Raw genomic sequence first — 20032 nt, forward strand, 5'->3', positions numbered from 1 at the left:
CTTCGCGAAGGGCAGCAATCTGTGCTTATGCATTTTTCTTCTCCGGCGCCTTCGAAACGATGCGGGCATGCATGCGCGAGATGGCATCGAGCGAGGACAGCACCGCGCCTTCCTGCCAGGCCGGCAGGCGCGAGGCGTGTTCGCCGGCCAAGGCGATGCGACCATCGATGGCGCAAAGATTGTCGTAATGCTTTTCGCGGGTATCACCCGGCCAGGGCGCGAAGCAGCCCAGCGTGAACGGCGAGCGGTGCCAGGCGACGGCGAAGCCATTCTCGAACTCGGCCGGATACTGCGGATGGATCTGTGTCCCGAGCCGCACCGCCTCGCGCACGCGTTGTGCCGGATCCATCGCGGTGGACACATTGGCATTCGGGCCGAAGTTGTACGCGCCAAGCAGCACGCCCTTGCCCGGCAGGTTCTGCCCGTCCATGGGGTAGCTGATCATCGTGATCGGCAGGTCGGTATAGCTGACGCCGCCGTAGATGCGATCGTCTTCCTCCCAGAAGCGGCGCTTGAACTGCAGGCCCACCTTGGCCGATGCAACGTAGGCGGAGGCTGCGCTGATGGCCGCGCGCATCGGATCGCCCACGCGCAGCGGGATCTGCGACAGGATCGACAGCGGGATCGTGCACAGGCACCAGTCCGCCTTGGCGACATGCGTCGCGCCCGCATGTGCGGCATCCGTGTAGGACACCGCGACGCCGTGTTCGTCCTGGTCGATCTTCACGACTTTCGCGCCGAACTGCACCAGCGGCGCCACCTCGCGGTACAGGGCCATGGCGATGCGGTCCATGCCGCCCACCGGCTGGAACAGCGCCTGGCCCATCTCGTAGTCGTGATCCGTGACCAGGTATTTCCACAGCCCCGAGTCCACCAGCTGGCCGGGATCGATGGGCGTGGACGACTCCGGCTTTGCCATCAGGCCGCCACCCGGATCGACGCGGTAGCCGCGACTCGAATCCACCGCATGCGAGGCGACGTACTTGTACTGCTTGTCCAGGATGCCCCAGTGGCGCATCGCCTCGAGCATTTTCTCCTTGTCTTCGCCGTTCAGCGTCGCATCGAGTCCGCCCTGGTTGAGCGACTTGGCCAACAGCTCCGCGACGTGGCCCTTGAAGTCGCTGCGCACGTGGCGGAACCGCTGCGGCTTGCCGCCGAAGGCTTTCGAGGAATGCAGGTAGGCGTTCTGGTTGACTTCCGTGAACGACTGCAGCGGCACCCGCAGGCGCCTGGCATAGTCGAGCAGGCCGTGGTGATGGTAGGGAATGCGCCACGGCCCGGGGTTGAAATAGAGGCCCTTGTCGAATTCGCACTTCTGGCGAAAACCGCCGAGCTCGGTGTATTCGTCGCCGCCGCGGATCGTCCAGGCGCGGCCGCCGGCACGCTGGTTGTATTCGAGCACCTTGACCTTGTAGCCGGCACGGCTCAGCTCGTAGGCGGCAACCAGGCCGGCAAGGCCCGCTCCGAGGATCAGGACCGACGTGCCGCGCGGAGCACCTTTCAGCTCGATCGGTCCCGTATAGCTGGATTCGCTGGCAAAGCCGAGGCTGGACATCGCCTGGTACATCACCGCCGCACCGGCTACGGCTCCGATGCGGCCCAGAAACTCGCGTCGAGTGATCGACATGGAATGGCTTCCCCTTGGAGATATGGTTGCGCTTCGGCGCGGGAGCGGGCTCAGAGAAACTTGGTCGGCCAGATGATCGTGCGCCACATGTGCGCGACAGGCGAGCCGTCGAAGCCGAGACCTTCCTTCGGCTGCTTGAAATGGCGTCCGATGATGTCCATGAACGGGTCCCAGCTTACTTTGGCGTTCGGATCGAACGAGTAGATGTCGTTGAGCGTAATCAGGCGGCTGGTCATGTACCACTTGTGGTTGCGCGCGTACTCGTAGTCGGCGCGGACATAGTCCTCGACCTGGTAGTCGGGTCCGAAGTAGCGGATGTAGGCCTCCGGATAGGTATAGCCGGCGGCCTCGTCCGGAAAGAACCGCAGGGCCTGGTGGTAGCGGATCGCCCAGCTCACCTCCTCGTCCACATAAGGCGCGATGAGTTGCGCGCCCCAATAGCCATGATCGGCGCGGATGAAGCCGGCGACCGCGATGTCGTGCAACAGGCAGGCGAGCACGGTCTTCTCGTCGTGGCCACCCTTGAGCGCATGCGTCGCGCTCTGCAGCACGTGGTTGGGCGAGCCGAAACGGTTGCGGAAGAAATCGAGCAGGGTCGGCGTTTCCGGCATCTTCGGCAGGCGCGGATCGTCGCCCATCAGGAATTTCCGCCTGTCCGGCTTGCTGCCCGGCGGCGGCGGCTGGTTCATCGTGCGCGGATCCTTGTCGCCGGACACGAACAGAACCGACTTCACGATGCGCTGCTCGAGTTCGTCGATCATGCGATGCTCGAGTTCGTCCGCGCGCTCCGACAGGCTCCTGGCGCCTTGCCCGGGGTGTTGCCGATGGTTTTCGTTCATGCCTTGGCTCCCTGCCCCACGGCGGGGCGCGCTGGAATGATCGGCCGGCTGACCACCCGGATTTCACTGTAGTGCCTGAGACCGTCGGCGCCGTATTCGCGGCCGATACCCGATTCCTTGAAACCGCCGAACGGCAGATCGGGCTCCACTCCCAGGTGATGATTGACCCAGGCCGTGCCGACCTCCAGCTGTTCGGCCGCCGCCTTCGCGCGTGCCTCGTCGGCGCTCCAGACCGAACCGGCAAGCCCGAAGCGCGAGTCATTGGCGCGGCGTATCGCATCATCGACGTCGTGGAAGCGGATCACCGGCAACACCGGCCCGAACGGTTCCTCGTCGACCAGGCGTGTCCCTTCGGCGATATCCGCGACGATGGTCGGCGCAATGAAATAGCCTGGGCGCGGCAACGCATCGCCGCCGCAGAGAATGCGCACGCCGGGTTGCCGCTTCGTATCGGCGAGCAGTTCCAGCACGCGCTCGTACTGCATGCGGTTCTGCACCGGGCCGATCAGCACGCCATCCTCGAAGCCTTCGCCCACCTTGACCGTGCCCGCGATCGCGACCAGCGCCGCGCACAGTTCGTCATAGACGGCGTCGTGCACGTAAAGGCGCTTGATCGCCTGGCATATCTGCCCGCTGTTGCCGAAGCTCGCCCAGAACAGCTTCGGCGCGATCGCCTTGACGTCGACATCGTCGAGCACGATCGCCGCGTCATTGCCGCCAAGCTCCAGCGTGACCCGCTTGAGGGTCGCCGCCGCGCTGGCCATCACGCGCTTGCCGGTGGCCACCGATCCGGTGAAGGAGATCTTGTCGATGCCGGGGTGCTCGGTCATCCAGCCGCCGAAGGCATTGCCGCCGGCAAGGATGTTGACCACGCCCGGCGGGAAGTGCTCACGCGCGATTTCACCGAGCAGCAAGGTCGTCAGCGGCGTGTACGGAGAGGGCTTCAGCACAATGGCGTTGCCCGTGACAAGCGCCTGCGCGATCTTCGGCATCGCCAGCAGGACCGGCACGTTCCACGGCGTGATGGCGCCGATCACGCCGAGCGGATGGTGCTGCAGCTCGGCGCGGCCGCGCGCATCGTCGCGCACGACCTCGGTCTCCAGCCGGGTCGCCAGGATGCCGTCGAGATTGACCAGCGCCCGCAGGACTTCCTCCTTCGCCCGCTGCAACGGCTTGCCCTGCTCGCGCGTGAGCAGGACGGCGATCTCGTCGACTCGCGTCCGCACCGCGGCGCCGAACGCACGCAGCGCATCGCAACGCTGCTGCAGGGGTAGCTTGCGCCATGCGACGAAAGCGCGCCGGGCCGCGGCCACGGCCCGGTCGAGCTGCTCGTGCGTCGCGTCGGGGCACAGCGCGAACGCCACCCCCGTGGCCGGATTGATGACCTCGAACGAAGCGGCGCTGCCCTCGCCCTTGCCGTCGATCGTGTGAGTGAAACCTTGCTGCATGTTCAATCTCCGAACCCGTTGTGGCCCTGCCGCAGACATTTCAGGAAAGTACGCAGGTTCATCCTGAACATGAAACCTCCGTGCCCCGGGACGACTCCCGCTCGCCTGGCGATGAACCCGTTGGACCGCGACATGCGGCAAACGATCACATGTCCAGTACCAGCTTTTTACCCTTGCATCCCGATACGCAAATCATCATGACCTTGCCCGACTCGTGCTCGGCACGGCTGAGCACGAGATCGCGATGGTCGGGCTCGCCTTCGAGCACGCGCGTCTCGCAGGTACCGCACACGCCCTCGTGGCAGGAATACGGTGCCTCGATGCCGGCCTCGAGCAGCGCGTCGAGAATCGACTTGCCCGGCGCAACCGCGACGCTGCATCCGGCCCGGGCCAGCACCACCTCAAAACCGCCCTCGACGGCAGCCTCTTTCGTATTCGCGAAGTATTCGACGTGGCTGATGCAGTCGGGGCGTCGCGCCATCGCCTGCTCGAATCCCCCGAGCATGGGCGTGGGGCCGCAGCAATAAAGATGTGTGCCCGGCCCGGCGCCGGCGACGATCGCGTCGATGTCGAGCATGCGGCCCGATTCCTGGTCGAAGTGCAGGACGACCCTGCCATGCTTGAACGCGTCCGGGGCGCTCAAATAGTCGAGATAAGCCGCATGGGAACGCGACCGCGCGCAGTAGTGCAAGGTCCACGGCAGGCCCAGCTTCTCCATGCGCCGCGTCATCGACAGGATCGGCGTGATGCCGATGCCGCCCGCGATGAAGATCGAACACGCCGCGCCCTCGTCCAGCTGGAAATTGTTGCGCGGACCGCCGATCGTCAGCACCGTTCCGACCCGCACGTGCTCGTGCACGTACTGCGAGCCGCCGCGGCTCGCCATATCGCGGCTCACGCCGATCACATAGCGGTTGCGCTCGCCCTGGTCGTTGGTCAGCGAATAGCTGCGGACCAGCCCGTTCGGCAGATGCAGGTCGACATGCGCCCCCGCGGTGAACGCCGGCAGTTCGCCGCCGTCGCAGGCGCGAAGCTCGAACACGGCGATGCTCTCCGTCTCGCCGTGCCGGGAAGTGACCACTGCTTGCAGGTTCTGAGTCATGACGGCATACCCGCTGATCTCCAGCCGGTGGCTCAGCCCATTTTCCCGGCCGGCGCCAGGCGAAAGACCTTGCGGGCATTGTCTTCGTAGATCTTCTGCCGGTCTTCCGCCGACAGCCAGTCGAACCTGTCGATCAGCGACTTCACGTCGTCCATGGAGCGGCCGCTCTTCGGATCGACGGCGGAACCGACGCCGGGGCACTCGGTACCGAACAGGCAGTGGTCGACGCCGACGGTCTTGATCAACAGGCGGAGTGCTTCCTCGGTGTAGAGCACCGTGTCGAAGTAAAGCTTCGACATTCTTTCCGAAAAGCGCTGCCCGGCCGGCCGCCGCAGCGATGGCGCCTCGAAGCGGCCAAGCTGGTACGGCACCGCGCCGCCGCCATGGCTGATGACGACCTTGAGATCGGGGAAGTCCTTGAACACGTCCGAGTTGAGCAGCCCGTAAACGGCGACTGTCTCTTCATTGATGAAGTGCAGCGAGTACGGTACGCGTTCGGAACGCGAGCCGGTGCCGTGGATGTGCGCCGGGACACCCAGTTCGCACAATTTCTCGTAGAGCGGATACCAGTAGCGATCGCCCAGCGGCGGCGCTTCGGCGCCACTGTTCTCGAACGGATCGGGATTGAGCAGGCAGCCCGCGAAGCCTAGCTCGTTGATGCAACGCTCGAGCTCGGGCAGCACCTTCTCGATGGGATCGCCCGCGGTCTGCGGCAACCCGGCCACGCCGGCGAACGTGCCGGGGAACAACTGCGTCTGCCGGTAAATGATGTTGTTACATTCCTCGGTGAACCAGTGCACGATCCTGGCCGGCTTCTCCGACTGCATGAGCTGGAACGGACGCGGCGAGACCAGTTGCATGTCGGTGTGATGGCCGCGGATATAGTCGAGATGCCCCTTCGGCCAGGTCTCGGCCTTGTTGGCCGCGGCGCGGATTTCGTCGTCCGTCACCTTGACGCCGCCACGTCCATGCGAGCCGCGGCTGGCAATCAAGGAGGCTTTGTAGGCCCACAGCTCGGTCGGTGCGCTGACATGGGCGTGACAATCGATGATCATGCAAGGCTCCAGAAAGAAGATTCGGAATGGAATGCGAGGTGCGCTAGGAAGCGGTCCCCGTGAGCAACGCCTCTGCCCCTGTGCCCACCGGCACGTCGACGGGCAACAGCAGCGAAGCGGAACGCACGTTGTAAAGGCTGCCGTCACTGACGCATGTCGGCACGCGGCCTTCCTCGAGTTCGCGCGCGAGCCGCAGCATCAGCTTGCGGAACTGCACGACACCGCGATCGGACGCACCGAGGCGCTCGCGCGTGCGGTCGACGATAGTCCCCATGCTTTCCTGCACCGCGGCGTCCTGGTTCGGGATGCCCTGGATGCCGGTGAAATTCGCGGCGCGCTGGCGATCCCGGTCGATCCTGTAGTCGTTCTCGCGATTGAGCAGCGGCTTGTACTCGTGATCGACCGGCCCCCAGAAGCCATCCCGGCCGCCGCGGAATGCGAGTTCCTCGTCGCTGTACGGGCGCGCCGGGCTCGCGCTGAACGACCAGGTCCATGTGTTCTCGTCGTCGATCGGCACCCACGCGTGGCCGTCGTACGGTTCCCTGCTCGACTCCGGGAAGTCGCCCACCGGAGGAATCATCGAATAGAACGGCAGCAGGAACTGCGTGACGCGCCAGTAGTACGACCCCGGATCGGCATGGCGGCGCGCGGCGATCTGCAGGCCGTAGTCAGTCTCCTGCACTTCGAATACCGGATGCCGGTCTGAGGCGTGGTATTTGTTGCTGGGCGCCGCCGCTTCTTCGGTGCGGCTGTGCAGGAACGAGATATGGCTCGAGTCGATGCCGCCCTCGACCGCCTGCGCCCAGTTGCACTGCTGCAGCCGCTTGGTCGCCGTGTAATGGCGCTCGGGCAGGCGCGACCATTCGAAATCCGGCAAGGCCGGCTCATGCTCGGGTGCCCCCATGTAGACCCAGATGACGCCGTTGCGCTCGACCGTCCTGTAGGCCTTGATCCTGACCTTGCCCGCCGCCGGCATGCCCTGGGGCTCGGCCGGCATGTCGACGCACACGCCGTCGACGTCGAATTTCCAGCCGTGATAGACGCAACGCAAGCCGCAATCCTCATTGCGGCCGAAGAACAGGCCGGCACGCCGGTGCGCGCAATACGCGTCGACGATGCCGACGCGGCCCTTTGTATCGCGGAACGCGACCAGATCTTCGCCAAGCAGGCGCAAGCGCCTGGGGGCTCCATCGCACTCGGCGATTTCCTCCGAGAGCAGCGCGGGCATCCAGAAGCGCCGGAACAGCTCGCCCATCGGCGTGCCGGGGCCCACGCGGGTCAATCTATCGTTATCGGCCTTGGACAGCATGCGTCTACTTTTCCTCCCGATGCCCGGTGCTAATGCGTCTGCTTCGCCTGCCAGACGACGAAACCCATGGCGTTGCCGGTGCCCGCTTCGGAGCGGTAGCACGGAACGTAGTCGACGACGCGCATCGCCATCTCCCCGGCGCTCGCCGCGGCGATCACCGGCAGCCAGTTCTTCACCTCGGACGTACCCGACTGGAGCTGCGCTTCGTCGATGGCGCGCAGCCAGGCCAGGTCGCCCTTCTGTGCGGCCTCGATCAATGCCTGGTCGAACTCTTCGTCAATGACGAAATGGCTCAGGCCACCCGACGCGACCACGGCAACGCGCAGGTCCTCGGGCCATGCCTTGACCGCATCGCGCAGGGCAAGGCCGAGATCGACGCAGCGCGTGGCGCGCGGCTGGTTCGGCGGATAGAACGTGTTGAGCATGATCGGCACATGCGGTGGCACCTTGCCGCCCATCAGGCGCTGATAGACGAAACCGAAGGCGTGCGGCATGCCGGTCGGGCCATCGTCGCCACGCTGGGGGACCTCGGTGGAGCAAGTCACGTCATGGCCGCACCCGGTAAACGCCGCGATCAGGTGCCGCGCCAGCGGCGCATGCACCGGATAAACCGCATGCCTGGCCGGCTTGATCGCTGCCGAGGAAATGGAGATGCCCGGCGGCATCTTCGCAAGCCGCTCTGGACTGACCGGCTCGTCGAACACGGCTTCTCCGCCGAACACCCAGAGCGCCGGCGTGATCGCCGGCCCGAACACTTCACGCTGATCGTTGCCGACGATCACGACGACATCGGGCTTCGCTGCTTCCAGGCTGCGCGCAAGTTCGTCCAGCGCGGCTGCGCATCTTTCGGCACGCGCGCTGCGCTCATTCAGGGAATTCTTGGCGGCGAGGTTTTCCGCCGCGCGCAACGCGACAAGCTCATCGAAGGTATGGACGCGCCCCCGGAACGGATGCGCGGGGTTCGCACGATCCGCCTGCACGCGCAGGTCCCAGTCGCCGGGTGGCGTCGACAGCATCGGCCCGTGCGAGGTACCGATCGCGAGCACAATCTCAGCCATGTCGCCGCGCCTCGCCCTCTTCCGGCCTGACCCACGTTGCTTGTCGTGCTGCCACTACAGGACGCATGGATCCCCCTCGTCTGCCCGGCGCCCTTCGGCACCCGCATTTCTAATATACTGTATGCGTGTTTGTGCAGGAAGTCAACGCATGACCCTTGGCACTTCGTCCCTACCGGAAAAGGCAAAGGGATCACGCGGCAGGGCACGGCGCCGGGTGTGATCGCCAGGCCAGCCAGCCTCAAGGAATGAAGCGTGGAGTTCGACAGGTCCCCGATAGGGGCTCCCCGTTGTCGATTCCGCAGCCACCCATTCGTCGGGCAGGCAAGCGGTCACATCGATCCGCACAGGCGCCCAACATGAGAAAGCTCATCGTTCCCGCGTTCATCAGCCTCGACGGCGTCGTGCAGGCACCCGGCGCCCCGGAGGAGGACACCAGCGGCGGCTTTGCCCACGGCGGCTGGATCTGGCCCTACGCCGACGAGTCCGGCGAAGTGATGGGCGGCGTGTTCTCGGACCCGTTCGAGTTGCTGCTCGGGCGCCGCACCTATGACATCTTCGCCTCGTACTGGCCGCACGTGCCGGAGGGCACGCCACACCGGGGCATCGCCGACATGTTCAACGGCACCGCCAAGCACGTCGCCACACATCATCCCGACACGCTGGCGTGGCAGCACAGCCACGCCCTGGAACCGGACATCGCTGCTGCGGTGCGTGCGCTCAAGCGTGGCGCCGGCCCCAACCTGGTCACCCAGGGCAGCAGCGGACTGGTGCACCAGCTGCTGGCCACGGACCTGGTCGACGAACTGCACCTGCTGGTCCACCCGGTCCTGCTCGGCCGCGGCAAGCGCCTATTCGACGACCACACGCAGGCATCGGCATTCCGGCTCGAAGCATCGAAGGCCACGTCCACCGGCGTACTGGTCAGCCGTTACGTCCGCGCGGGTGAGGTGCGGACCGGATCATTCGAAACCGACTGACCGGGACCCGCGCGCGGCGCGATTGAGATGCGTGCTTCCGCCTCCACATCGGGGGACATCCGAACCCGCACTGGATTACCCATGACCACCGCCGCCCCGCTCCGTATCGATTTCGTTTCCGACGTCGCCTGCCCATGGTGCGCGGTCGGGCTCGCCAGCCTGCAACAGGCGTTGGCGCAGCTCGATGGCGAAGTGCGCGCGGAAATCCACCTGCAGCCGTTCGAGCTGAATCCGCAGATGGCACCTGAAGGCGAGGACGCCGGCGAACACATCATGCGCAAGTACGGTATCGACGAGGCCCGGATGGACGCCAACCGCTCCGCGATCCGCGAGCGCGCCGCCGTGCTCGGCTTCGCCTACAACGTGGGGCAAGGCAGCCGCATCTGGAACACCTTCGATGCGCACCGGCTGCTGCACTGGGCCGGATTGCGGGACAACGCACGCGCGCTGGAACTGAAGCAGGCGCTGCTGCGTGCCTACTTCAGCGACGGCGAGAACGTTTCCGACCGCGAGGTGCTCGTCCGCCTCGCCGCGGTTGTCGGCCTCGATGCCGGCGAAGCGCGCCGCGTACTGGACAGCGGCGAGCACGCCGACGAGGTGCGCGCGCAGGAACGGCGCTTCCAGCAGGCCGGCATCCATTCCGTGCCCGCCACCATCGTCAACGGCATGCACCTGATTTCTGGCGGGCAGCCGCCGGAGGTGTTCGAACGTGCGCTGCGGGAGATTGCAGAGAAAGCCGCCGGCGACGGTGGCGCGCGCGGCTAGCGCGCAACCCGGTAGCCGTGTTGCTGCATGATCCGCAGCACCTTGCCGACCGGCAGCGCATCCACGTGATGGTGGTCGACGCCGGTCGTGCCCTGCGCATGGAACAGTGAATTGATGATGGCCTCTTCGGTCGCCTCGATGGCCGCCATGAACAGGGGCGACATCGCGTCGTTGCGCAGCACCTCGGTCTTCTGCACCGGGTCGTCCGACTCGTACGGCACGCGCACGGCGGCATTGGTCGAAAAGGCGATCGCGTAATCGCCGCTGCCGTCCGACGCGATGCCGCCGGTGCGGCCCAGCCCCAGCATCGCGCGCTTGGCGAGCCGCTTCAGGTTGCGCGCCTCCAGCGGCGCGTCGGTGGCCACCACGATCATGCACGAGCCGTCGGGCGAGTCGCCGAGCTTGTCGCTCAGGTAATACTTGTGCAGCGCCTTGCCGACCGGCACGCCGTCCACGCTCAGCACGCCGCCGAAATTCGTCTGCACCAGCACGCCCACGGTGTAGCCGCCCAGGGAGGGCGGCAGCTTGCGCGACGAGGTGCCGATGCCGCCCTTGAAGCCGAACGCCACCGTGCCGGTACCGGCACCGACGTTGCCTTGTACGACCGGGCCACCGGTGGCCGACTCGATGGCGTCCAGCACATCCTGCTTGCTGACGTGGCGGCCGCGAATGTCGTTCAGGTAGCCATCGTTGGTTTCCCCGACCACCGGATTGACCGAGCGCACGCTGGCGTTCGCGGGGAAGGAAAACGTGTAGTCGATCAGCGCATCCGCCGCGGTCGGCACGCTCAGGGTATTGGTCAGCACGATCGGCGTCTCGATGTTGCCGAGCTCGTCGATCTGCGTGGTCCCGGTCAGCTTGCCGAAGCCGTTGCCCACGTACACCGCCGCCGGCACCTTGTCCTGGAAGACGTTGCCGGCGTAAGGCAGGATCGCCGTGACGCCGGTGCGCACGTCGTCGCCCTGCACCAGCGTCTTCTGCCCCACCGCCACGCCCGGCACGTCGGTGATCGCATTCAAGCTGCCGGGTTGCAGCACTCCGATGGCTATGCCGTAGTCGCGCAGGTTTTTCTGCTGGGCGTTCGCGGACGTCCATCCCGACAACGCGCAGAACGCGACGAGCAGGCGGAATGCGCGGAAGGTGGCAATGGACATGGCGACGGCCTCACGTGAGCGGCGACCGGGCCATCTTAGGCGATCGCCGTACGACAACCATGATCACCCGGCAGACCCTGGAGTGACCCCATGGAACAGGCAAGCCGATCCGGCGGAAACACACGCCAGGGCCAGCCTCAAGCCGACCTCGCCGATATCGACAACGCCTGGCTGGCCATGGCAACCGTGGAAGCCAGGTCGGCACCGGCTTCCAGCACGATGGCATGCTCGTCGGCAGTGGGCTCTTCCAGTGTCGCCAGCTGGCTGTCGAGCAGGCTAGCCGGCATGAAATGCCTGCGCTCGCGCAGACGTCGCACGAGTTCATCGCGCGGCACACGCAGGTAGAGCAGGCGCAATGCAGGATCCGCCTGGCGCAGGACATCGCGGTAGACACGACGCAACGCGGAGCAGGCCACCACCACGCCCTTCCCCCGGTGCGCCGCGATGGCCGCGGCGATCGCTTCGAGCCATGGCTGGCGATCCGCGTCGTCCAGCGGGATGCCGGCACTCATCCTGGCGATGTTCGCGACGGGATGCAGCTCATCGCCTTCCACGAAATCCATGCCACAGGCACGCGCCAGGGTGGCACCGACATGGCTCTTGCCGCTGCCGGAGACGCCCATCACGACGATCGTCGGCAGCGCCGGAGTCGGTTGCGCCTGCAAGGCTCAGCCCCGGAAAAACAGGTACACCGCGCTGTACGGCACGCGTACCTCCCTGCCCGCTTGTGCAGCCTCGCAACCCGTGGCCGGCGCCATGCCGCCCTCGGTGCGTTCGCGCACGATGTATTGCACCGTCGCCATTTCGCCGTTGCCGGCATGCGATTTGGCACGCAGCACCAGCCAGGGGATGGCGCGGGCATCGGGCGAAGGCGAGACATTCACGGACTCGCCCACCACCGTGCTGCCATCGTTCGCCCGCCAGCTCGGCCCGGCGAAGTGCTTGCCGATCGTCCGCCCCTTGGCATCGGCCAGGATGGCATCCGGCGCCTTCAACGCCCATGCATAGGTTCCTCCGGAAGCCTTGCAGGCATAGATCTGCACGCCCTTGCCGAACGCCTCGATGGCGGCAGCCTTCGACACCCCCTGGGCCTGCGCGGCGCACGCCAGCGTCGCAGCCGCCAGAACGCAGCATTTCAATGATTTCCGCATGACACGTCTCCGCCACGCCCGCAGGGCACCAAGTGCAACGCCCGAAGCATGCTCGGACATCCATCGAAACGGCAACCCTGGTTTCCCTTCCGGCATCCGCGGCAAGGCGAAGCCCAGGCAGGACACGTTGCCAGTGTCCTGCCTGCCGGCACCACCACGCGCCGCAGTGGCGTTCTGCGGGTGAGCCTGCCCCCGTTTCTACATCGCCGGAGCGGGCGTCCCGTCCGACCACTTGGCGGTCGGAATCATGAGTACCTTCACCGCCACGGCCCCGTCATGGAACTGCGGGTTCAGCATGACCGGAGAACCGGGCAGGTCGGCGCCCCAGTCCGCATCACGCGGGACGTAGAACATCAGGTGCGGCATCCAGTGTCCCGCGTCATCATTCAGGTAACCCTGTTTCGACATCATGTAGCACATTGCGCCAGGCTCCAGCGGCGGCAACTGCTTCGCGGCGAGTGCGGCCTTCATGCCTTGCAGGATCTGACTCCTGGATTTTCCGGCAAGCGCCAGCTCGGTCCTCTTGAAGCTGATCGGCAGGATCGATTTTGCCGCCTGCGGATTGAGGCACATGGGCCCGCGCAACCTGGGATTCCAGAATTCCGGGAAATCGAACTGCGCCGTCCAGGATCGATCCACCAGGCACACGAAGCCGTTGCTGCCCTTGACCGCAGTGACGTAGCCATGCGGCCCGAGCACCAGGATCGTGGCCTCCCCGGAAATGGCCTTGGGCGCCGCGCTGCGCGCCAGGGCGATTTCCGCATTGCGGTCCGCCATCAGGTATTGCGCCAGGGGCGCCATGGCCGGGTAGGCGCGTGGCGGTTTTTGGGCTGGCGAACCTTGGGCAGCGGCCATCGCCATGGCCAAAAGCATGCTCAGTGTCACGCCGATCTTCCAGCGGCCGGTACCTTGCTTCATCGCAGTTCTCCCCGTCTGATCGCGCAGGCATGGTTGATGGGATCTGACTCGCCCCGGATCGAACCCCGCTGGCGCACTGGTCATCAGGTGCCAGCGGGCGATCCTCGTCCCCGACGAACGGGGAGGCGGAAAATCGACATGCCGGATGCGTGCGGCGGCGATATCGTGGCCGACACGGCCACGGCGATCGCCGCCTGGTCTGCAACGACCGCTTGCCGGAGACGGGAGCCCGCCCCTGTCTTGCGGCCACGCCTGGTCAGCCTGGCGCAAGCACACCTGCTGCAGCCAGGCCGGCCGTCACCAGCACCACACAGTTGCCGCCCTGCTCCTTGGCCGCGTACAGCGCGCGGTCGACCCGCTGCAGCACGGTGTCGAAGTTGTCCGCGCCGTCGATCATCGTGGCACCGAACGAGGCGGTGACCCGGAGCACCGGTGCCACCGGCAGCCGCGCGATCGCCATCTGCAGGCGTTCCGCCACCATGTGCAGGCCGGCTGCATCGATGCCCGGCACGATCACCAGGAATTCCTCGCCGCCCCAGCGCGAGATGCATTCGTCCTCGCGCAGCAGCGCCTTGCAGCGTCCGGCGACCGCCTGCAGCACCCGGTCGCCGACCGGATGGCCGTGGGTGTCGTTGATCGCCTTGAAGCCGTCCATGTCCAGCATGATCAAGCCGGCGGCATGCGCGCCGTTGAACAAGTCCCTGAGCACGCGTTCGCCCAGGCGGCGGTTGTGGATGCCGGTGAGCGGGTCGCGATGCAGCATGACCTCCATCCTTGCGCGCTCGGACGCCATCCGCCGGATCGTGCCGGCCAGCCCGCGCTGCACCGGCAACAGCACCACCACCATGATGCTGACCGGTCCGTACGCCATCAGCAGGTCGATGCCGCGCGGCATCCACATCTCGCGCGGATGAAGCGCCAGGTAGACCAGCACCGGCAGCGCGATCAGCAGCCAGCAAAGCAGCGCCAGCACGAAGGCCCGGCGACCGGGGATGAAGATCATCACCATCACCAGCAGCATCACGAACAGCGACGGCACCGGCGGCAGCACGTCGATCAGCCGCATGCCGGGCGTCGACACCGCATGCAGGGTGTAGAACCACGCCGGTGCGATCAACGCCAATGCCGCGACGACCAGCGCCACCTGCACGATGGCCTGCAACCACCATGGGCGCCGCATCAGGGCGACGATCAGGCCGCCGAACATCATGCTGGCGGTGGGGGGAATGATCAGGTCCATCGTCCGATGGACCGGACCGAGCCAGTGGATCAGCGTGGCGCAGATGCTGGCGAACAGCGCCAGCCACAACATGATCAGGACGGCGACGCGGACGTAACTGTCTTCGGACTCTTGCATGGGTATCGCCAGGCACCCGTGAAGCTGGGTACCCAGTGTAACGCCCCGTCCAACGGGGTCGGGTTCACTTCCCCGCAAGCCCGCCCCGGCCAGGAGTGAACCCGATCCCGTTTTGGACTACCTCGCTTCAGACCCCGTCCTGGACGTCCGCACCGGCACACGGCGCCCTGCCCGGCACGATCGCGTGGAATTCGATCGACAGGCCCAGGTCGTCGCGCGTCGGGGCGAGGAAGGATTCGCCCGACAAGCCGCGATACGTCGCCAGCGTGCGTTCGTAGCCGCGCTCGACCCAGCGTTGCGCACGCCCAAGATCGGCCACGCCGAAACTCACGCCCAGCACGCGCGGGCCGCCGCTGGCCAGGGTCTCGGCGGCGATGCCGCTGCCTTCCGGCTGCAGTGCCAGCAGTGCCGTCGGCCCCACCGGCACGCAGAAACCGACCGCACCGACTTCAGGCAGCCTGACCGGCACCGCATTGCCGAAACCCATCTTCGCGAGCTGCTTGCGGTCGGCTTCGGCATCGCCGGATACCAGCCATATCGCCGACAGTTCCCGCGCGCCGTTGGGATGCTCCCGCGTCACGCGATGATCGCCGGCATTGGCCGGATCGAACTGGTCCGGCGCGTAGTCGGCCGCGTAGTCGATGAAGAAGGTGTTGCTCGACAGCGGTGCCCGGTCGAACGCGAACAGGCGCCAGCCCGGCTTCGCGCTGTCGGGACCGGAGAAGAACGGGGTGACCGCATAGTGCAGCGCCTGCAGCGAGCGATGGATCGCATCCAGCGACGACGTGCGGAAACCGAAGGTACGCGAGCCCGGGTCGCCCTTGAGCGCCTGCTGGTCTTCCTTCATGCCCGGATCGAATGCGGGATCGGGCCGGGTGATGCCCAGCAGCTCGACGAAGCTGCTGTCGGCGAACCGGATGTAGCGGTTGGCGACGCCACCAGGATCGCGCCCGGGCCGCACCTGGAAGCCCAGCTTGACCGCCATGACCGCGGTGACCTGATCGATGCTGCGGCCCCAGAGCAGGATATGGTCGAGTCGCGCAGGGGGCGCCGCGGCCGCGCGTGCCGTGACCTGCGCGGCACCGAGACACAAGAGCATCGCCGAAACGAGCAGCATCGGGCGCATGGGGAATCCCTGGGTGGAGGTGCCGCGATTTTCCCGGTGGCATCGCACGAAGGCCATGACCTCGGAGGTCATGGCCTTCGTGCTGCGAAGCGCTCCCCGCCCGCGCAGCATGTGTCAGGCTAATCCGCCTCGCCGGGATGCACCGCCCTGAGGTATGCACTGGTGCCCTTCCCCGTATCCAGCTTGTAGGCACCGTGGGGCTTGTCCGCCACGGCGTAGTTGGGTATGCGCAAGCCCAGACCGTGAAGTTCCTGCTGCAGCGGTTTCGCAATGCCATCCAGTTCGTGGAACGTCGCCAGATGCGCCGTTCCACAGCACACCACGTTGATCGCGCCGGCCATCTTCTTCGCGACAATGGCCGCCCATGCGCGATTTGCCACCAGGCACCGCCGCTTGTTGCTGAAGGCTTCAAGCTCATGCGTTTCCAGATTGGGGCTGGTATCGTCCGTCTCGAGCCCAACCACCAGATCGCTGCAACACCTGAGCTCCTTGAGCAGATCCATATCGAAGAAGACCTTCTTGCCTTCAGCCACGCCTTTCAGTTCGTCATAGAACGCGCCCTCCATGAAGATGACATTGGCATGCTTGCCAGTGCTCGAAAGTGCCCTGACCAATGCCCGCGCGCTATAGGCGCCGTGGTGTGGATCGCCAAGTATCACCAGCCGATGGCTCTTGAAATCCTCTTCGATCGCTTCGTCGATCAGGGGATACGGCGGGAAGACCCGCTCGCTCTTCACTTCCACGACATGATCCGTACCGCCCACCCTGATGCGGTAGCTGTCGTCCAGTTCCTCGACCACCCAGCCGTACCATTGGGCGGGCCCCGGTATGTCCTTCACGCGAACATGATCATTCTTGGAGAACTGCATCGCCGGCACTCCTCTTCTAACAGGCGGAATGGGCGCGGAAAGGTTCTGCCAAGCGCACCGCCCTGCTTACCAATGCGCAAACCTGGCCAGTGACCGGTCACCCGCAGCAGGGTTGAATGGGCTGGATCAGCCCAGCGCGTAGGGGCCGCCACGCTCCAGCGCGCGACGATACGCAGGCCGCTGCCGTATGCGCTCCACGAACGCGGCGACATGCGGGAGCCTGTCGCCCAACCCGCTGCGCGCCATGGCCGCTTCCATCGGAAAGCTCATCTGGATGTCGGCCGCGCTGAAGCTGCCGCCCACGAACCAGCCCGTCTGCGCCAGTTCGTTGTCGACGTACTCCAGGTGCAAGGCCAGTTGCGGATCGACGAAGCTCGACTGCAACCGGTCGGCGATCTTTCGCGCAACCGGCCTGGCGAAGAACGGCATCGGCGCCGTGGCGATGCGCGCAGCCACCAGCCTGAGCAACAGCGGCGGCATCGCCGAGCCTTCGGCGTAATGCAGCCAGTAGTTGAAACGCAACCTTTCCGGCATGCCGGGCAGCGGCGCCAGCCGCCCCGTGTCGTAGCGGTCGATCAGGTATTCGATGATCGCCCCCGACTCCGCGATCACCTGCCCGTCATCCTCGATCACCGGCGACTTGCCCAGCGGATGGATCGCCCGCAATTCAGGCGGCGCCAGCATCGTCTCCGGATCGCGCTGGTACTTGCGGATCTCGTAGGAGACGTCCAGTTCCTCCAGCAGCCAGAGCACGCGCTGGGAGCGGGAGTTGTTGAGGTGGTGGACGATCAGCATGGCGCGTCGCCGGCGAAGTGGATGCCGGAGGCTAGCATGGCGGTTGGCAAGCGGAGGGGCGGCGGCAGAGAAAGACACCGGCGGCTGGACCCGGCCTTGTGCCGCCGGTCCACCACGCCGGACCGTGTCGGTACGGGAACCCTTGGTGAAAGAACCTGTCTACCGGGGCTGGCCGCAACACGCGCTGACGGTATGCGTAAGTTTGCGCGGGTAACTGGCTTGAATGAGGCCGCGTCATCGAACGTTCCGGGCAACGCCGACATCAGCGGGAGGGGGATCGTGCGCGCGGCCTGGCATGGCTCGACGACGAGACGCGCGCGACCTTGGATCACGGGCACTGGCGACAGCCGGCGCTGACGCGCCAGGCGCGGGTGCTCGTGCTGGTCCTGGTATTGGCACTGCACGCACTGTTCGTGCTGATGCTGTGCTACGCAATGCTGCCCAGGCCGCACCATCCGGCGGAATTGCCTGTCGATAGCGATCAGGTGCTGGTCGTGCGTCTGCTGGATTCCGGCGCGCCACGCGCCACGCCGCCGCCCGCGCCGCCCATGCTGCCCATGCTGCCCAGGCTGGCGCCACCACGGCAGGCGGCGACCCCACGCAGCCGCCCCGTGCCGCACGAAAAGCCACGTCGTGACGCGATGGTCGTGCAGGATCACGAAGCAGCACCTGCGCCGGCGGCCAGCAGTTTGTTCGCCAAGGATGGCTCGATACGGCTACCACCCGCTGCGACGAACTACTCGGCAACCCCAAACGCCAAGGCCAAACCGGCCGAGCCCGCGGATGATCGCCGGATCATGCAGCACGACAGCAACCACATGCACTACAAGCCCACGCGTTTCGACAAGTATTTCCCGCCACCGAACGAGACAGCCGGTGGTGCGGTGGGTCGCCATATAGGCGATGCGATCCAGGCGATCGCCAAAAGCATTTGCGACCCCAAAAAGAGAAGCACCGCTTCCAACCTGCTCTGCGGCGTGCCCCCCATACCGCCTTCGCCCAAGGATGGCGACGAGCGCCTCAACCTGCCGCCGCCACCGCTGGCCAGCGACCCGCATCCGATCAAGTCGCCGCCACTGTCGACCTGCATCGCCGAATACAACAACACCAAGCCACTGTCGTATGGCTGCCCGATAAACACACCCGACCTGGCCTTCAAGGCCGAGATGCGCGAATGCATCGACCTGTTCCGCGCAGGCAAGCGCCTCAAGACGTGGTGCCCGGCTGATACGCCCGAGCGCGCGGCCGCCGAGTCGTCCACGCCGGCGGCTTCCTCGAGCGTGGATTCGCACTGAGGTGAGCTTCCCGGTGTTTTCCATTCGGGAACCACGGTGCGTAGCGGCAGTCATAGACAGTCGCGTGAGATCAGGAAGGCTTGCAGCCGGGCAGCCGCAGGTCGGGTGTGCGGGCAGCAACCACGTACCTGCGGCGCCGGTTGCAAACCTTCCTGATTTCCACGAAGCAAAGGGCGTCCGGGATAAACGGTGTCGCCATTTCACCGCCAGGCACGCACCGCCCTCTTTTTCGGAGCGTGAGCGCGCCTGACACCCTTTTCCTCAAACCCGGCGACCGCCTCGTCCCCAACTCCCAGCTGTTGCCAGAAATTGCCCTGACACCTTCTCTCATGCGAACGGCTGCGAATGCGCTTGTTCCTGCCTTGTCGCGGCGGCGCTGCATAGCCGTTCGAGGAAGCGGCTACCCTCCTGCGCAGCGCGCTCGTCCGCAGGCGCGAACTCGGTGATCGTCAGGCCAACCAGGCCCGCAGTTGCTGCGCTGCGCACCAAGGCAAGTCCAGCGTCGATGGGCAACCTGCCATCAGGGTAGGCGACATGTGGAAATTCGGCAGGATCGAGCGCGTCCAGGTCGAAATGAATGTGGATGGGCCCGGAAACGGCCTGCCCTGCAATGAGCCGTGCGGGCTCCAGCCACGCCAGGTCATGGGCCCGCTGGAAGGCCCAGTCGCCCGCGTCGCCGATGTGCGCCGAGACATAGCGGAATTGTGCCGGCGGCAGTGGCGTCGAAAGCAACGCCTGCAGATCCACCGGAGCGGAACCCAGGATCGCGGCCACCGGCATGCCGTGGAAATTGCCGCTGGGCGTCGTGTCGACCGTGTTCGCATCGAGATGCGCGTCCACCCAGATCACGGTCAGGTCCGGGTAACGTCGATGCAGGTAATCGATGACGGCAATATCGCAGGCGCAGTCCCCGCCCGCGGTCAGGATGCGCCTGGGCTGTCTCGCATCGAGGATCGCCTGGGCCGAACGGAACTGCTCGGCGATCGCCGTCCAGCGCTGGACGCCGCCGCTGGCTTCGCCCTCACCAGAATCCGGGACACGCACGAGCGGCCCGTAGTCGCGGCAGACCTCGGCCGCGGCCTTCGCGCCACGACGCAAGTGCTGCGGCCGCCCCGAGCCCTGCCACTGCGGATAGGACAGCACCAGATCGAACGGAACGGCGCTTGTTTGCACGATGTGCTCCTTCA

Annotated in this window: 19 protein-coding genes; 3 read left to right on the forward strand and 16 right to left on the reverse strand. The window is 66.0% G+C overall.

All coding sequences use genetic code 11. From position 1 onward, the window contains the following. Window positions 1-25: 25 nt before the first annotated feature. The 7 genes from ABQJ54_RS14610 to ABQJ54_RS14640 all read right to left on the reverse strand — a co-directional run bounded on the left by ABQJ54_RS14610 (window position 26) and on the right by ABQJ54_RS14640 (window position 8438). A complete protein-coding gene (locus ABQJ54_RS14610) occupies window positions 26-1627 on the reverse strand; it encodes a flavin monoamine oxidase family protein (RefSeq protein WP_367855048.1) in 1602 nt (533 codons plus the stop codon). 50 nt (window positions 1628-1677) lie between these two features. After that, window positions 1678-2466, reverse strand: coding sequence for an HD domain-containing protein (locus ABQJ54_RS14615; protein ID WP_367855049.1), 789 nt, complete (start codon window positions 2464-2466; stop codon window positions 1678-1680). Continuing rightward, the gene (locus ABQJ54_RS14620) at window positions 2463-3953 is read right to left on the reverse strand and encodes an aldehyde dehydrogenase family protein (protein ID WP_367855356.1); all 1491 of its coding nucleotides are present in this window, start codon (window positions 3951-3953) and stop codon (window positions 2463-2465) included. The genes ABQJ54_RS14615 and ABQJ54_RS14620 overlap by 4 nt, the downstream gene beginning before the upstream one ends. A gap of 106 nt (window positions 3954-4059) precedes the next feature. Next, on the reverse strand, window positions 4060-5016 hold the full coding sequence (locus tag ABQJ54_RS14625; protein WP_367855050.1) for a PDR/VanB family oxidoreductase: 957 nt from the start codon (window positions 5014-5016) through the stop codon (window positions 4060-4062). A gap of 32 nt (window positions 5017-5048) precedes the next feature. Continuing rightward, a complete protein-coding gene (locus ABQJ54_RS14630) occupies window positions 5049-6071 on the reverse strand; it encodes an amidohydrolase family protein (RefSeq protein WP_367855051.1) in 1023 nt (340 codons plus the stop codon). 43 nt (window positions 6072-6114) lie between these two features. Then, a complete protein-coding gene (locus tag ABQJ54_RS14635; RefSeq protein WP_367855052.1) occupies window positions 6115-7380 on the reverse strand; it encodes a Rieske 2Fe-2S domain-containing protein in 1266 nt (421 codons plus the stop codon). 29 nt (window positions 7381-7409) lie between these two features. Continuing rightward, on the reverse strand, window positions 7410-8438 hold the full coding sequence (locus ABQJ54_RS14640; RefSeq protein ID WP_367855053.1) for a DODA-type extradiol aromatic ring-opening family dioxygenase: 1029 nt from the start codon (window positions 8436-8438) through the stop codon (window positions 7410-7412). 356 nt (window positions 8439-8794) lie between these two features. On the opposite strand from ABQJ54_RS14640, the gene ABQJ54_RS14645 reads away from it, so the two are divergent. Together ABQJ54_RS14645 and ABQJ54_RS14650 are read left to right on the forward strand one after the other, a co-directional pair. Further along, window positions 8795-9415, forward strand: a complete 621-nt coding sequence (locus ABQJ54_RS14645; RefSeq protein ID WP_367855054.1) for a dihydrofolate reductase family protein — start codon at window positions 8795-8797, stop codon at window positions 9413-9415. 81 nt (window positions 9416-9496) lie between these two features. Beyond that, window positions 9497-10180 carry a DsbA family oxidoreductase gene (locus tag ABQJ54_RS14650; RefSeq protein ID WP_367855055.1) on the forward strand — a complete coding sequence of 228 codons (684 nt, stop codon included), beginning with the start codon at window positions 9497-9499 and terminating at the stop codon, window positions 10178-10180. Here ABQJ54_RS14650 and ABQJ54_RS14655 read toward each other — a convergent pair. The 8 genes from ABQJ54_RS14655 to ABQJ54_RS14690 all read right to left on the reverse strand — a co-directional run bounded on the left by ABQJ54_RS14655 (window position 10177) and on the right by ABQJ54_RS14690 (window position 17550). Then, window positions 10177-11334, reverse strand: a complete 1158-nt coding sequence (locus ABQJ54_RS14655) for a DmpA family aminopeptidase (protein WP_367855056.1) — start codon at window positions 11332-11334, stop codon at window positions 10177-10179. The genes ABQJ54_RS14650 and ABQJ54_RS14655 overlap by 4 nt on opposite strands. 137 nt (window positions 11335-11471) lie before the next feature. Then, window positions 11472-11999 carry a gluconokinase gene (locus tag ABQJ54_RS14660; RefSeq protein WP_367855057.1) on the reverse strand — a complete coding sequence of 176 codons (528 nt, stop codon included), beginning with the start codon at window positions 11997-11999 and terminating at the stop codon, window positions 11472-11474. 3 nt (window positions 12000-12002) lie between these two features. Beyond that, complete coding sequence (locus ABQJ54_RS14665; protein WP_367855058.1) at window positions 12003-12611, reverse strand: DUF3455 domain-containing protein; 609 nt, start codon at window positions 12609-12611, stop codon at window positions 12003-12005. Window positions 12612-12683: 72 nt separating this feature from the next. Further along, a complete protein-coding gene (locus ABQJ54_RS14670; RefSeq protein ID WP_367855059.1) occupies window positions 12684-13403 on the reverse strand; it encodes a hypothetical protein in 720 nt (239 codons plus the stop codon). A 256-nt stretch (window positions 13404-13659) separates the two neighbouring features. Then, window positions 13660-14760 carry a GGDEF domain-containing protein gene (locus ABQJ54_RS14675; RefSeq protein ID WP_367855060.1) on the reverse strand — a complete coding sequence of 367 codons (1101 nt, stop codon included), beginning with the start codon at window positions 14758-14760 and terminating at the stop codon, window positions 13660-13662. A 127-nt stretch (window positions 14761-14887) separates the two neighbouring features. Beyond that, window positions 14888-15886: a VOC family protein gene (locus tag ABQJ54_RS14680; RefSeq protein ID WP_367855061.1), complete on the reverse strand. Its 999-nt coding sequence runs from the start codon at window positions 15884-15886 to the stop codon at window positions 14888-14890. A gap of 119 nt (window positions 15887-16005) precedes the next feature. Next, window positions 16006-16755, reverse strand: coding sequence for a hypothetical protein (locus ABQJ54_RS14685; protein WP_367855062.1), 750 nt, complete (start codon window positions 16753-16755; stop codon window positions 16006-16008). Between the two features lie 126 nt (window positions 16756-16881). After that, window positions 16882-17550: a glutathione S-transferase family protein gene (locus tag ABQJ54_RS14690; RefSeq protein ID WP_367855063.1), complete on the reverse strand. Its 669-nt coding sequence runs from the start codon at window positions 17548-17550 to the stop codon at window positions 16882-16884. A 323-nt stretch (window positions 17551-17873) separates the two neighbouring features. Here ABQJ54_RS14690 and ABQJ54_RS14695 point away from each other — a divergent pair, with 323 nt between their 5' ends. Then, window positions 17874-18845 carry a hypothetical protein gene (locus ABQJ54_RS14695; RefSeq protein ID WP_367855064.1) on the forward strand — a complete coding sequence of 324 codons (972 nt, stop codon included), beginning with the start codon at window positions 17874-17876 and terminating at the stop codon, window positions 18843-18845. Between the two features lie 327 nt (window positions 18846-19172). Here the strand turns inward: ABQJ54_RS14695 and ABQJ54_RS14700 are convergent, their stop codons facing one another. After that, complete coding sequence (locus tag ABQJ54_RS14700) at window positions 19173-20018, reverse strand: arginase family protein (protein WP_367855065.1); 846 nt, start codon at window positions 20016-20018, stop codon at window positions 19173-19175. Between the last annotated feature and the right edge of the window lie 14 nt (window positions 20019-20032).

Source organism: Rhodanobacter lycopersici (genome assembly GCF_040812335.1).
In the GTDB taxonomy this organism is placed as follows: Bacteria; Pseudomonadota; Gammaproteobacteria; order Xanthomonadales; family Rhodanobacteraceae; genus Rhodanobacter_A; species Rhodanobacter_A lycopersici.

Excerpts from the sequence above, each read along its gene's own strand:
- ABQJ54_RS14650 (WP_367855055.1), top strand. The coding sequence starts at position 9,497 with ATGACCACCGCCGCCCCGCTCCGTATCGATTTCGTTTCCGACGTCGCC.
- ABQJ54_RS14640 (WP_367855053.1), bottom strand. The coding sequence starts at position 8,438 with ATGGCTGAGATTGTGCTCGCGATCGGTACCTCGCACGGGCCGATGCTG.
- ABQJ54_RS14645 (WP_367855054.1), top strand. The coding sequence starts at position 8,795 with ATGAGAAAGCTCATCGTTCCCGCGTTCATCAGCCTCGACGGCGTCGTG.
- ABQJ54_RS14680 (WP_367855061.1), bottom strand. The coding sequence starts at position 15,886 with ATGCGCCCGATGCTGCTCGTTTCGGCGATGCTCTTGTGTCTCGGTGCC.
- ABQJ54_RS14610 (WP_367855048.1), bottom strand. The coding sequence starts at position 1,627 with ATGTCGATCACTCGACGCGAGTTTCTGGGCCGCATCGGAGCCGTAGCC.
- ABQJ54_RS14655 (WP_367855056.1), bottom strand. The coding sequence starts at position 11,334 with ATGTCCATTGCCACCTTCCGCGCATTCCGCCTGCTCGTCGCGTTCTGC.
- ABQJ54_RS14620 (WP_367855356.1), bottom strand. The coding sequence starts at position 3,953 with ATGTCTGCGGCAGGGCCACAACGGGTTCGGAGATTGAACATGCAGCAA.
- ABQJ54_RS14615 (WP_367855049.1), bottom strand. The coding sequence starts at position 2,466 with ATGAACGAAAACCATCGGCAACACCCCGGGCAAGGCGCCAGGAGCCTG.
- ABQJ54_RS14635 (WP_367855052.1), bottom strand. The coding sequence starts at position 7,380 with ATGCTGTCCAAGGCCGATAACGATAGATTGACCCGCGTGGGCCCCGGC.
- ABQJ54_RS14630 (WP_367855051.1), bottom strand. The coding sequence starts at position 6,071 with ATGATCATCGATTGTCACGCCCATGTCAGCGCACCGACCGAGCTGTGG.
- ABQJ54_RS14685 (WP_367855062.1), bottom strand. The coding sequence starts at position 16,755 with ATGCAGTTCTCCAAGAATGATCATGTTCGCGTGAAGGACATACCGGGG.
- ABQJ54_RS14675 (WP_367855060.1), bottom strand. The coding sequence starts at position 14,760 with ATGCAAGAGTCCGAAGACAGTTACGTCCGCGTCGCCGTCCTGATCATG.
- ABQJ54_RS14625 (WP_367855050.1), bottom strand. The coding sequence starts at position 5,016 with ATGACTCAGAACCTGCAAGCAGTGGTCACTTCCCGGCACGGCGAGACG.
- ABQJ54_RS14690 (WP_367855063.1), bottom strand. The coding sequence starts at position 17,550 with ATGCTGATCGTCCACCACCTCAACAACTCCCGCTCCCAGCGCGTGCTC.
- ABQJ54_RS14670 (WP_367855059.1), bottom strand. The coding sequence starts at position 13,403 with ATGAAGCAAGGTACCGGCCGCTGGAAGATCGGCGTGACACTGAGCATG.